Raw genomic sequence first — 13,041 nt, 5'->3', positions numbered from 1 at the left:
GATCTCTGAAAAACTTTCTCATTCTGTTGCAAATTTATCTGTGCAATTTAAATAATTCTATGGTATCAAAACAATACATGGAGAATATAATGATGATAACGTGTCGTAATTTAGCTTTAATTGCATAAAAAAATCCATCAGAATTTCGTAATTTTGTTAGTCTTAATTTTACTATGGCTAATACAACAGATATAGATATTAAAAAACAGATTTTCGTTAAGAATGCACACCTTAACAATCTGAAACACATCGATGTTCTCATCCCTAAAAATAAACTGATTGTCATCACAGGAGTTTCCGGAAGCGGAAAATCTTCATTGGCTTTTGATACGATTTATGCGGAAGGACAAAGAAGATATGTAGAGAGTCTCAGCTCTTATGCACGTCAGTTTTTAGGCAAGCTCGAAAAGCCTAAGGTTGATGATATTAAAGGGCTCGCCCCTTCCATTGCTATTCAGCAGAAAGTAATTTCCTCAAACCCGAGGTCAACGGTGGGGACTTCAACGGAAATTTACGATTATCTGAAGCTTCTTTTTGCAAGGATCGGGAAAACATTTTCTCCCGTTTCAGGTGAAGAAGTAAAGAAAGATTCGGTTTCTGATGTGGTAGATTTTATTAAAGATTCAAAAAAAGATTCATCATTTTTACTCACGGCTCCTTACGAATATGATGCAGAAAACTTTGCAGAAAATCTTAATATTCTCAAGCTTGCCGGATTTACAAGACTTGAGATCAACGGTAATGTAGCAGGAATTGAAGATCTGGAAAGCTTCGGATTTACTCCCGAAAAAGGAATGGAAATCAATCTCATGATCGACCGTTTTTCTTACGAGGAAGATGAAAGCTTCCTGCAGCGTCTTGCGGATTCCATACAGATGGCATTTTATGAAGGTCGCGGATACTGTTATCTGAAAAATACAGATACAGGAGCAACAAAAGAATTCTCCAACAAATTTGAACTTGATGGCATAGAGTTCCTGGAACCGAATATTCACTTTTTCAGTTTTAATAATCCTTATGGTGCCTGTCCGACCTGTGAAGGCTACGGTAAAGTGATCGGTATTGATGAAGATCTGGTAATTCCCAATAAAGCTTTATCTATTTTCGAAGATGCGGTAGCTTCATGGAGAGGAGAAAGCATGAGCGAATGGAAGAAAGATTTCATCAAAAAAGCAAAAGATTTTCCGATTCATAAACCTTATCATCAGCTGACTAAGGAACAGAAGAAATACCTTTGGAAAGGTGACGGCAAAAGCACATTCCCATCCATCGACAACTTCTTCAGAATGCTGGAAGAAAATCTTTATAAAATACAGTACCGGGTGATGCTTTCCAGATACCGTGGAAAAACCCTCTGCCCTACCTGCGAAGGATTAAGACTGCGTGAAGAAACAACCTGGGTAAAGATCGACGGACATAATATCCAGTCGATGATTGAGCTTCCTTTGGATGAACTGTTCCCTTTGATTAACAGTTTAAAATTATCAGAACATGATCAGGAAGTAGCCAAAAGATTGCTTTATGAAATCACTACCCGTATTGAATTTTTATTAAAAGTTGGGTTGGGATATTTAACGCTTAACCGTACCTCCAATACCCTTTCGGGAGGAGAAAGCCAGAGAATCAATCTTGCTACAAGTTTGGGAAGTTCGCTGGTGGGTTCCATTTATATTCTGGATGAACCTTCGATCGGACTGCATTCCAGAGATACGGAAAATCTTATCGGAGTTTTGAAAAATCTGCGCGACTTAGGCAATACCGTAATTGTTGTGGAGCATGATGAAGATGTAATGAAAGCCGCAGATTATATTATTGATATCGGCCCTGAAGCAGGATATTTAGGAGGTGAACTGGTATTTGCGGGAGATTATAAAGAGCTTAAAAATGCTGATACTTTAACATCTAAATACCTTACCGGAAGACTGGAGATAGAAATTCCCAAGGACCGAAGGAAAGCAAAAGAATGGATTAACATCAGAGGCGCCCGACAGAATAATCTCAAAAATGTAGATGTAGATGTTCCGTTGGAAAATCTTGTTGTCATTTCAGGAGTTTCCGGTAGTGGAAAGTCGACTTTAATGAAAGAAATTCTTACCAATGATATCCAGATTCAGCTGGGTATGGGCGGAAAGAAAGGAGATTACGATTCGGTTGAGTTTCCAAAAAAGCTGATTAAGCATATCGAACTGATCGATCAGAACCCCATAGGAAAATCTTCACGTTCAAATCCTGTTACCTATCTGAAAGCATACGATGACATCAGGGATTTGTTTGCCAAGCAGAAAGTAGCAAAAATGATGGGATATAAGCCTAAACATTTCTCCTTCAACGTAGATGGCGGAAGATGTGATGAATGTAAAGGCGAAGGAGTCATCAATGTATCGATGCAGTTTATGGCTGATATTGAGCTTCAGTGTGAAGTCTGTAAAGGAACCCGTTTTAAGAACGAAATTCTTGAAGTCAAATATGACGAAAAGAATATCTCCGATATTCTTCACATGACGGTAGACGATGCCCTTGAGTTTTTTAAAGATAATCATGAAGATAAAATTGTAACCAAGCTGAAACCGCTACAGGAAGTAGGACTCGGATACCTGCAGCTGGGACAGAGTTCTTCGACTCTTTCCGGAGGTGAAGCGCAACGTGTGAAGCTGGCCTCATTCCTGGTAAAAGGGGTTACTACTGATAAGACGCTGTTTATTTTTGATGAACCTTCGACAGGTCTGCACTTCCATGATATCAAGAAATTACTGAAATCTTTGCAGGCATTAATTGATCTTGGACATTCTGTCATTGTGATCGAGCATCAGCCGGATATCATCAAATGTGCAGATTACATCATTGATATCGGTCCTGAAGCGGGAAAACATGGTGGTGAAGTGGTATTCACCGGAACACCGGAAGAGCTGGCAAATGACAAAAAATCTTACACAGCCAAGTATATCAGAGAAAAGCTGGAACAATAAATTTAAAAAAGGCTGTCCTAAAAGTTGGGGCAGCCTTTTTTTAGCATTAAAGATGGATAAGTAAATTTTGCTCAGTATGAGCAATATCTGTGTAGCAGAAAAAACGATAGAACATACAAGCACGCCGGAGGTGTGCTATAATGAGATAGAACTCCTCCGGAGTTCTCATATTACAAGAAACTGACGAAGGTCTACACAGATATTGCTCCTTCCGGAGCAAATTAAAATCATGACTTCACGCCATTTGCTGTAAAATGATAATTAAAAAAGGAGCAAAGTTTTAAAATAGAGACTATCCAAAATTTTAGGATAGCTTCTTTTTTATTGGTAGATAATGTATAGCTTTTGTAGGCGTAACTTTCGTCAATTCGAGTGAAATTCTGAAAGAATTTGTATCGGAAATGGAGGTTTTCATTACAGGTTCTCGATACGGTTTTCTCCATTACATTTCGAAAAACCTACTCGAACTGACGTGCTGATTAGAGAATTGATGATAAACATGACGTCAATTCGATTTCTATGACATCTGCAAGTTATTTTCATACACAGAATTATTTTTTATCAAAGCATAAACTCTGTGTATGATTTTATTTCTAATTGCATTTAAAACAGACATCTTATTCTTCCCTTCTAAAACTTTTCTTTGAAAATATAAAGCGAGATCATTCTTTAATCTTATGGAACTCAAGGCAGCTAAATGTAAAATCTTTTTTAGTTCTTTATCAGCCATTGTAGAGATTCTGGGTTTATAATAAATTGACGAACCAGAGCGATGATCAAATGGAACTACACCAGAATAGCAAGCCATCTTTCTTGCCGATTGAATTTCCGTAAACCCATTGGTCTTAACAATGAGCATAGTGGCCAATACTCTCCCAACACCCGGAACGGTCTGGATTCTTATATATTGATCCTTTAGTTCTGTGTTTGATTCAATAATCTCTACAATCTTTTTTTCAATTGTTTTAATCTGTTTATCTAAAAGTAAAATCAATTGCTTGTTAAGCTTTATAATTTCCTTATCTGTATGATTTTTAAGAAAGCTTAAATCTTTCATCTGTCTCAATAAACCTGCTCTTATTTTCACTCTGTGTCTGCGTTCCGTATTAAGTAAGTTTATTTTTTGAATATCCAAGGATTTAGGGATCCACGGTTGTAGATCCATGTAATTTTTCTCCAAAAACGCACAGATTCTTTGACTGTCCAATTTATCATTTTTACCTCTTAAAAGACCGATGCTTTTCTTTAAATGAAGTGGGTTTATAACAAAAACCGGAATGTTCATACTACTTAAAACTTCGTACAGTTCAAAATTGTATCTTCCTGTATTTTCCATGCCTACAACGGTATTTGCATCATTGGAGAAGCTTTTAAAAAACTTTTTAATCGCTTTTGAACAATTTTTAATTTGATAATGTTGTGTTTTAGAGCAACTGTTAACAAAAACATCCAGAGTTAGCTTACTAATGTCAATTCCAATAAAAACTTTTTCCATAAATTTGTTTGATTAATAAAGAGAAACTTATCATCATCTCAACTCCTTAATAATGGGCTCCAATCCCGAATTTCTATCTGAGTTTTTGATAAGAAAGTGTTTAAGTCTTAATCGAACTATGAGTTTTTCTCTGAGTGAATCTTAGTTTACTTAAACACTTTTCTCTTGTTAATAAATGTATTGATTTCTTTTACAAATCTAAAGGAGTGAAATTCTGAAAGAATTTTGTATCGAGAATGGAGGTTTTCATTACAGGTTCTCGATACGGTTTTCTCCATTACATTTCGAAAAACCTTCTCGAACTGACGCTCTCTAATTAATAGAAAAATTAAACAGTTTGTAAATCTTTAAAATTCTTAAGCTGTAATTTCAAAAAATAATTCTTTTTCTCTGATTAATTTTAGGAAGCTTGCGATCTCCGTTTTTAATTCATACCAATCGTTGAAAAAAATGATCAGGATAAATCTGGAAAATTATGCTGGTAATTTTCCCAATTCATCCTGATAATTTGTTCAGTTTATCCTGATAAATTTTAGAGCTATCCATTTTTAAAGTTTAAAAATGAATATATATTATTAAAATACAATGTGTTATAAATATTATTAATGTCTTATTTATATTAAAGAATTATATTTGTTTCGCATTGTAACAAAATCACTGCTAAGAAATTATTTTTCATCAGTTCTTGATCTTCTTTTAAGTATAAGTATTAAAGAAAGATTATGATTTTCTGACTTTATGAAAATTAAACAGTGAAATATATTTTAAGTTGAACCGATATTATATGTATCAAGGTTGTATCTTAAAAACGGTTTATTTATGCATCTAAAGCAGACTTTGCTTTAATAGCTCTGATACTGTTTCAATTTCCTCTCGTGTATTGAAATAATGTGGTGACAGCCGTACAATTCCACTGATATTTTTCCTGGTAAAATCAATTAATGCTGAATTTTTATAGGTTACCGAAAAGAATATATTATTCTCTTTCAAAACTTTCTGAATGTTCTCAAGATCTCCTCCTGGACCGGAGAATGTTATTATACTGCTTAAATGATTACCCAAATCCCAGACGTGAAATCCACTGTTTTGAAGATTACTGCGGAGCGTTTGTGACAGTTTTTTATTGTATTCTTCAATATGATTCATGCCGATGGTATTGGCATATTTTAAAGCTTCGGTAAATCCGAGCAAAGAGGCATAGGAAAGTTCCCAGTGCTCGAATCTTTTGGCGGAATCAAAAAGCTCATAATCGTCAAATGCTGACCATTTTGCGCCCCTCATATCTAAAAGCAGAGGTGCATAGTTTTGTTCAAGCAATTTATCAGAAACATACAGAAATCCTGTTCCCCTTGGGCCTCTCATGAATTTCCTTCCGGTTGCCGTAAGAAAATCACAGCCAATTTTTTGTACATCAACAACCATTTGTCCGACCGACTGACAAGCATCAACAAGATACAGAATGTCATATTGCCGGCAGATTTTCCCTACCCCTTCCACATTCTGAATCAATCCTGAATTGGTAGGAATATGAGTCACGGCAACAAGTTTGGGATTGTATTTTTTAATTAATATTTCCAGATCGTCGAGATCAAGCTCATAATCCTGCAGATTTTTCATTCTGATGACTCTGATGTTCATTTTCTTCTGCAGGAAAATAAAGGTGATCTGATTGGAAATATAATCATCGGCCGTCGTAATAATAACATCCCCTTCTTTAAATACAATACTTGACAATGCCATCGTATACGCTTCGGTAGCGCTTGTGGCAAAAGCAATATTGGAAGGTTTAGAATGAATTAATGTTGCTGTTTCATCATAAAATTCTTCCAGGTGCTTTGCGTTCCGATCCGCAACTTCATAACCTCCCAGTTGCTCTTCCTGCTGTAAATAATTGATCATAGAATCAACAACTACGGATGGCATTAACGATGATCCTGCATTATTAAGAAAAATTTTCCCGTCTGAAAGTCCTCTGATGTCTTGTCGTATTTTATCTGTATTCATTTTTTGGTTTATCCTTTATGAAGCAACAATTTTACATAAAAAATCCCGAATAAAAATTTCGGGATCAGTATTTTTAAAGTTTTTTAAATTAATCTAAAACACTCCAGCCTCTTTTCGGGTTGTTGTTATTCGAAACTTCCTGTTCGTTGACAATGATATTTTCTTTTCGCTGTCCGATATAATCCAGTTCGCTCAGCTTGGAGAAAATCGTTTCGAGGCTTCTCAGCATCTGCTGGATATATAATAAAGGCTCGCCACAGTTGTGATGATCATAATTTGTTTCTGCCACAATAGACAGTTGATTAAGTAACGTATGTGGAGCAATCTCACTCCATTCAAGGCTGTAATTAAGCATTTCCTCAAGCTCTGCAGGAATGAGAATCTGGGTCGCATTATAAAGACGTAGCGCCAGTTTTGCAAAAGATTCGATCAAAAATACCGGTGGCTGATAAGGAGTAATATTTCTGAATTGAAAATACATATCTCCAAAGGTATTGATCATGGTATTGCACAAAAACTTTACGTTCTGTGCCAATGCGGTATTCTGATTTTTATGCGAAGCTTTCTGAACAATTTTGAAAGCATATTGCTGAAGATTACCGATAGATCTCGCAAAATTGTTATAATAATCAAGCAGCGCCGGATGGCTTTGGATGGAAGTACACGGTGGAATAAAATTAGAATCTACCTGTGCGATATTTCCTTTTAAGTCTACTTTACCGATGATCAGGTAATTTCCTCCGGAATAGCTGCTGTTCAGAGAGGTTACGGGTAGAAGTTCAATATGATGATTGGGCTGTGTATTCGGATGACGCGGCGGAATTTCTTCTGGATCAATATCTCCGAATGGCACTTTATCAAAAGGATTTACTGAAATTAAAATATAGTAATCTCCGTCTGCCTGCTCATCATTCATCAGCTTCGCAAGTGATTTGACGCTGACTCTTCTGTCATTTAGCTCAATTCTGTAGCCCGCAAGGGTAACAGCACTGCAATGCTTGATAACGAGCTGTACATCGTTGGTTGCCGTATTATGAACATCAAATATCGTACGGTCTGTAAAATCATTCGATATCGGCAATAATCCGTAATTATATGTGGTAATGCCTAATGAATTGGAGTCTCTTATATTATCAATCAAAAAGTTATCCTGATCGTTAAGATGTCTCTGGGAAACTTTCATCCCGTCAACCCAATTGATGGCAAAATGCTTAATAGGCTGTATCATATTTAATATTTTTTAAAATGGGTGTGTTTGTGTTCTTCGTAGTCCTTCTTCTTCGTGCTGTATTACTCTTTTGCAGATAACAACATCATTTTCCGCGATTCTGTTTTCTGTAATATCCTGGTCAAAATCAATATACTTCCTAAAGCTGAAGAACGATTTTTTAGTGTAAAAAATCCAGTAATAAGGCTCGCTTTCCTGATCAGACAAATGAATTACGGAATTCGGGTTCTTGTGATTATAGTCATCCACAACCCTGTAAAACCAGTCACCGAAAGTCACTCCTGTTGGTAGTGTCTTCGCTTTAATTCTAAATCTGTTGGCGTCTTCGAGATTTTTGCTGAGTTCAACATTAAGTACCATCAATCTGTCGAAATCTGCGCCTTCAAAATCAGGAAGCTTCTGATCCGGCGAATATCTCCAGGTCTTATAAATATCTACAGGAATACTGATCAATTGTACATAGCAGTAATGGAATACCAACGGAACGAGAAAAGTTAAAATACTCGTGGCCGCCATTATAGGATATCCGGTTCCTTTACTCATCCAGTTAAAGATAAGATAAAACAGATACCCTCCAAAGCCGATACACGTTATAGATAATATAGATTCAAACAGGATACTTTTTGTAAGAGAATTAAAATGCTTTTTAAAATATCTGTCTGAGAGGTTTACATGGATGATGCCCAAAATAAGATAAATGATTTGCGCAATAAGGTACCAATACGGATTAAAAAGATTTCCCGCAAAGCCGAAAATCCCCGGAATGGCCAGACACAAACTGCACAACAAAACATAGATGATAATGGTTTTGATCTTTATGGCAGGCTTATTTCTTCTGATAATTCCCAGAATTACCATCATTATAACCGCAAACAAAGGCATCAGAATATACCTTAAAAAGATTCCCTTTACTGAAGAAATTTCCATGTGTCTTTTTTCGAATTAATATTTTTAATTGGTGAAGTAAATATAGTTAAAAATTTTCAGAGGAATGTTGAGTATCCAAGCCTGTTTGCATTTCTTTCATCATCTTCTAAAGCGAAAGAATATTCTTTTTTTTCAGTGATGAAATTTTCTTCAATATCAACACTTACCGGCAGGAAATAATCATACATCGCCTGAAGCACCTTCCGGAAAGGACTACCGTTGATATATTTTTTCATTTCCGCATAAGGAATCGGCCCAATGTTGACGACCCAGTTTCGCTGTCCGTCCATGTGATTTCCGCTGGGAATATAAGTGACTCCCAGCCGTGAATTACCCAACAGCATAGAATCATTTTCCTCTTCAATACCTGCGATGATATTCGGTGCGAAAGTTATCTGCACAGGAATTTGAAGAAAGGCGGTCATGCATCTTTCAAACCAGGCTTTATCACCGCGTATCTGATGAAAAAAGGGCAAAATATAAATGAAAATATAAGCATTCTGCTGATCCATCATTTTAATCAGGGGCCACAGTTCGCTTACTGTATCCAGCAGCGCATCTGTATCGCTGGCAATTTCAAAATCGAATTCTTTAAGAAGAGCGCTTATTTCAGTGAAAAATATTTCCAGTTCAAAAGGCTTGAAAAATTTTCGGGCGTCTTCTTCTACTCTTTTCTGCTTACGGATTTCCCGGACAACATTTTCTACATTTTTCCTGGTTGCACCTAGTGAAGGCGGATGGAAAAGTCCTTCCGGAAGATAATCGTAAATACCTTCCCTATATGTTTCTATAGTGAAAACCTCTTCATCGAATCCGAGGTAGTCACTTGTGATGCCCTTAATATCCTTAAGATAAGCACGGTCGTTAATGCCGATCCGTTCGATAAAAATATTGCTTACTGCTCTGTGATATTTCAAGAGATTGACTGCTACAGCTTCCGCTTTGAAGTCTGTCTGCAGTTTATTGTAATGCATTTCTACAATATTATTCTCATACATAGTGTTTGCTGTGATTTTGGCCTGTAAAAATAATATTTCTCAAATTCTTGAAAAAATATTTTACAATTAATTTTATTCTAAAAATAGTAAATAATTGTGATTAAAAGAAGAAAAAGAGAAAAATATGGTTGAAGGTAAGGCTGAGACTAAGATTAAGGTTGAGGTTAAGGCTGAGGTTGAGGGTGAGAGTCTGTTTAAATTTGATTAAATGTTACAAAATCATCATTCATTTTTGGCGCAAAGATTTTATTTGAAGACTTAATCTTTTAAGTGAGCAAAGAAGAATCAACAAATTAATTGATAAAGCTGCGTTTCCAAGGCTTAGCAATTTTTAATTTGCTTTGATTTCTAAAAATAATATATAAGGTTGAATTAGAACTTTACACTATAAATAAAGAATTATTAAATGAATAAATCAACGTTACAACCTGACTAAACCTTAGTCTCGGCCTCAACCTTTCCCTTCTCCACTGAAATTAAGATTTGATTAAATTTCCTGATCCTTCTTTCAACCTTAATCTGAACCTTAAAATTAACCGTATCTTTGCAGCCTGAAAATGTTATTACAATGAAAAGTATGTATTCAAAAATCCTGGTTATGGCGTTCATCGCATCTTCCCTTTATTCATATGCATGGGGGTTGACAGGGCACAGAATTATTGCAGAAATTGCGGAGAACCATCTTTCCGGGAAAGCGAGAAGAGAGGTTAGAAAAATCATGGGGAAAGAACGTCTTGCGTACTGGGCCAACTGGCCGGATTTTATTAAATCTGATACTACCGGCGTATGGAAACAGGCTTCTTCATGGCATTATGTGAATATTGACCCGCAAACAGATTTCAAAGTTTTTGAAGAGAAGCTTAAAGCTCAGGCAGGACCAAGCTTGTATACTCAGGTGAATGTTCTTTCCAGTCAGCTCAAAGACCAAAAAACTTCTGAAAAAGACAGAAAAATTGCTTTGATTTTTCTTATCCACATCATGGGAGATCTTGCCCAGCCTTTACATGTAGGAAGAGCTGAAGATTTAGGAGGGAATAAAATTAATGTCACGTATTTCGGAGAAAAAACAAATTTACATTCTGTATGGGACGGGAAACTGGTGGATTCTCAAAAATACAGTTATACAGAATATGCAAAACTGTTGGACATTAAATCTGATGATGAAGTAAAGCAAATCCAGAAAGGAACACTGGAAGACTGGTTGTATGATTCACACAAAATTGCCAACAAGATCTATGCACAGACACCGATGGATTCTAAGTTGTCTTACGACTATCAGTACAAATTCAACGATACGATGGAAAGACAGCTTTTGTACGGCGGCTTAAGACTTGCAAAATGGTTGAATGAGCTTTTTTAAAGAATGAATCATGAATTGTGAATAGTCAATTTTACTATTCATTATATATTATAAGCGGAACTTCGGTTTCGCTTTTTTTTGTTAAAGAATTAGTAAATCGGTGAATGAGCTAATAATCAATAGCGACTCGATCGGAAATAATAAGTTAATTTTCAGCGGTATTAAAATTCCCCTCCTCTGGAGAGGTGGCGAAAATTCGAAGAATTTTTGTCGGGGTGGTTTTATGAAAGCGAATATGCTACGCAATTGAATGATGAATTCTTTATGACGTCTAGTTGTAATATTTTTGACCTCTATCCTAGCCCCGATTGCAGTGAAAATCCTTTTTTGAAAAAAAAGATTGCAACGGAAAGCGGGAAAAAGCTTCAAATAAAAAAAATATTGCTTTTCAATTAATAACTCCTTATAAAATAAAACCTGCTATTTATGTTGTAAGAGCGATAATTTACAACTAATTTTTCAGATCCGATTTAATTAAATAAAAAATTATTGAAAAGATTGTAACCTTTTTGATATCTCATACGTATAATATATAGAAACTCTTTTTTGAGGAAATAATAGATGAGACAATTAAAAATCACTAAGCAGGTAACCAACAGGGAAACTGCTTCATTAGACAAGTATTTGCAGGAAATTGGTAAAGTGGAACTAATCACTGCGGACGAAGAAGTAGAATTGGCACAAAGAATCCGTGCGGGCGACCGAGCAGCGCTGGAAAAATTAATCAAAGCCAACCTTCGTTTCGTAGTATCGGTATCCAAACAGTACCAAAATCAGGGTCTTTCTTTACCGGATTTAATTAATGAAGGTAACTTGGGACTTATGAAAGCGGCAAAAAGGTACGATGAAACTAGAGGTTTCAAATTTATCTCTTACGCAGTTTGGTGGATCCGTCAGTCGATTTTACAGGCTTTGGCTGAACAGTCGAGAATTGTAAGATTACCATTGAACAAGATCGGATCGATCAACAAGATCAATAAAGCTTACGCTCACCTTGAACAGGAAAATGAAAGACCACCTTCACCGGAAGAATTGGCTGAAGTTCTTGACATGAGCGAGGAAGATATCAAGGAATCAATGAAAAACTCTGGAAGACATTTGTCTATGGATGCGCCTTTGGTAGAAGGTGAAGATTCCAATCTTTATGATGTATTACGTTCAGGAGAATCTCCAAGCCCGGATAAAGATCTAATGCTTGAATCTCTTCAAATCGAAATCGAAAGAGCATTGAATACGCTGACTCCAAGAGAAGCGGATCTTGTAAGATTGTATTTCGGTTTAAACGGGAAACATCCAATGACCTTGGAAGAAATCGGTGAGACTTTCGACCTTACGAGAGAGAGAGTACGTCAGATCAAAGAAAAAGCGATCAAGAGATTGAAACACAATACCAGAAGTAAGATTTTGAAATCTTATTTAGGTAAATAATTTTTAAGTTAAAAATAATAGCGGAGCTTGATTTTCAGGTTCCGTTTTTTTATTTTGTAAACAAGAAAAGAAATCCAAAACTGAATTTCTTTTTATATTTTATTAAAGTTATTATTGTTTTAAAATATGTAAGTAGCAAATAATCTATAATTTATGGGGTTTATTTAATTGTAGACTTTACACTTCCGCAAGACAGCATCGATTTTCCATAATAAGGATTAATAATCTTTGATTCATCGCTCAGCCAGCTTCCATCAGCCATCGGGCAATATTGAACGTAAACTGGATTTTGTGATAGCTTAAACTCCTTTGCAAGTCCGATCATGTGGTCAGAAAGTTGATGAAAAGTCTGCCTTTGTGACGAGATATTCTTATTGTCTGCAATAGTTTTAGCATCTTTTCGAAGAATATTTAATTCCTTTTCAGAAATAATCTTATTGTTGATTTTAGAAGATGTTTCGACAAATTCTGAAGCCGCTTTTGACGTTTTAGCAGCATCATCAGAAGCCAAAGCAGATTTAATAGCAATATAATGGTGATACAATTCTGAAACCTGAGCATCTTTTTTAGTTTGTGCTGATATCGAAATTATTGAAAATACAGACATTACTGCCGTAATAATATACTTTTTCATT

9 protein-coding genes are annotated in these 13,041 nt (G+C 35.8%); 3 read left to right on the top strand and 6 right to left on the bottom strand.

Going from position 1 to position 13,041, the window contains the following annotated elements:
* The first annotated feature begins 173 nt into the window (after positions 1-173).
* A complete protein-coding gene (gene uvrA, locus BMW64_RS06690; protein WP_089999229.1) occupies positions 174-2,966 on the top strand; it encodes an excinuclease ABC subunit UvrA in 2,793 nt (930 codons plus the stop codon).
* Positions 2,967-3,483: 517 nt separating this feature from the next.
* Here the strand turns inward: uvrA and BMW64_RS06685 are convergent.
* The 5 genes from BMW64_RS06685 to BMW64_RS06665 form a co-directional block, all read right to left on the bottom strand.
* On the bottom strand, positions 3,484-4,461 hold the full coding sequence (locus BMW64_RS06685) for an IS110 family RNA-guided transposase (protein ID WP_089999228.1): 978 nt from the start codon (positions 4,459-4,461) through the stop codon (positions 3,484-3,486).
* Positions 4,462-5,286: 825 nt separating this feature from the next.
* A complete protein-coding gene (locus BMW64_RS06680) occupies positions 5,287-6,465 on the bottom strand; it encodes an aminotransferase class V-fold PLP-dependent enzyme (protein ID WP_089999227.1) in 1,179 nt (392 codons plus the stop codon).
* A gap of 88 nt (positions 6,466-6,553) precedes the next feature.
* Positions 6,554-7,693 carry a hypothetical protein gene (locus BMW64_RS06675; RefSeq protein ID WP_089999226.1) on the bottom strand — a complete coding sequence of 380 codons (1,140 nt, stop codon included), beginning with the start codon at positions 7,691-7,693 and terminating at the stop codon, positions 6,554-6,556.
* 12 nt (positions 7,694-7,705) lie between these two features.
* Positions 7,706-8,620 (bottom strand): TssN family type VI secretion system protein, encoded by a 915-nt coding sequence (locus tag BMW64_RS06670; RefSeq protein WP_089999225.1) that lies wholly within the window; start codon positions 8,618-8,620, stop codon positions 7,706-7,708.
* 56 nt (positions 8,621-8,676) lie between these two features.
* Positions 8,677-9,618, bottom strand: coding sequence for a type VI secretion system baseplate subunit TssG (locus BMW64_RS06665; RefSeq protein ID WP_089999224.1), 942 nt, complete (start codon positions 9,616-9,618; stop codon positions 8,677-8,679).
* Positions 9,619-10,186: 568 nt separating this feature from the next.
* Here BMW64_RS06665 and BMW64_RS06660 point away from each other — a divergent pair.
* Both BMW64_RS06660 and BMW64_RS06655 read left to right on the top strand, forming a co-directional pair.
* The gene (locus BMW64_RS06660) at positions 10,187-10,978 is read left to right on the top strand and encodes a S1/P1 nuclease (protein ID WP_089999223.1); all 792 of its coding nucleotides are present in this window, start codon (positions 10,187-10,189) and stop codon (positions 10,976-10,978) included.
* 561 nt (positions 10,979-11,539) lie between these two features.
* Complete coding sequence (locus BMW64_RS06655) at positions 11,540-12,406, top strand: sigma-70 family RNA polymerase sigma factor (protein WP_002979276.1); 867 nt, start codon at positions 11,540-11,542, stop codon at positions 12,404-12,406.
* A 160-nt stretch (positions 12,407-12,566) separates the two neighbouring features.
* Here the strand turns inward: BMW64_RS06655 and BMW64_RS06650 are convergent, their stop codons facing one another.
* Positions 12,567-13,040 carry a DUF3347 domain-containing protein gene (locus BMW64_RS06650; RefSeq protein WP_089999222.1) on the bottom strand — a complete coding sequence of 158 codons (474 nt, stop codon included), beginning with the start codon at positions 13,038-13,040 and terminating at the stop codon, positions 12,567-12,569.
* Position 13,041 lies beyond the last annotated feature (1 nt).

Source organism: Chryseobacterium taichungense (assembly GCF_900109935.1).
GTDB lineage: Bacteria > Bacteroidota > Bacteroidia > Flavobacteriales > Weeksellaceae > Chryseobacterium > Chryseobacterium taichungense.
The sequence above is the reverse complement of the archived record's forward strand: the minus strand, read 5'-3'. Positions and strand labels throughout refer to the sequence as shown.

Coding starts and splice junctions, on each gene's coding strand:
- BMW64_RS06660 (WP_089999223.1), top strand. CDS start 10,187: ATGAAAAGTATGTATTCAAAAATCCTGGTTATGGCGTTCATCGCATCT.
- BMW64_RS06665 (WP_089999224.1), bottom strand. CDS start 9,618: ATGTATGAGAATAATATTGTAGAAATGCATTACAATAAACTGCAGACA.
- BMW64_RS06655 (WP_002979276.1), top strand. CDS start 11,540: ATGAGACAATTAAAAATCACTAAGCAGGTAACCAACAGGGAAACTGCT.
- BMW64_RS06685 (WP_089999228.1), bottom strand. CDS start 4,461: ATGGAAAAAGTTTTTATTGGAATTGACATTAGTAAGCTAACTCTGGAT.
- BMW64_RS06680 (WP_089999227.1), bottom strand. CDS start 6,465: ATGAATACAGATAAAATACGACAAGACATCAGAGGACTTTCAGACGGG.
- BMW64_RS06670 (WP_089999225.1), bottom strand. CDS start 8,620: ATGGAAATTTCTTCAGTAAAGGGAATCTTTTTAAGGTATATTCTGATG.
- BMW64_RS06650 (WP_089999222.1), bottom strand. CDS start 13,040: ATGAAAAAGTATATTATTACGGCAGTAATGTCTGTATTTTCAATAATT.
- uvrA (WP_089999229.1), top strand. CDS start 174: ATGGCTAATACAACAGATATAGATATTAAAAAACAGATTTTCGTTAAG.
- BMW64_RS06675 (WP_089999226.1), bottom strand. CDS start 7,693: ATGATACAGCCTATTAAGCATTTTGCCATCAATTGGGTTGACGGGATG.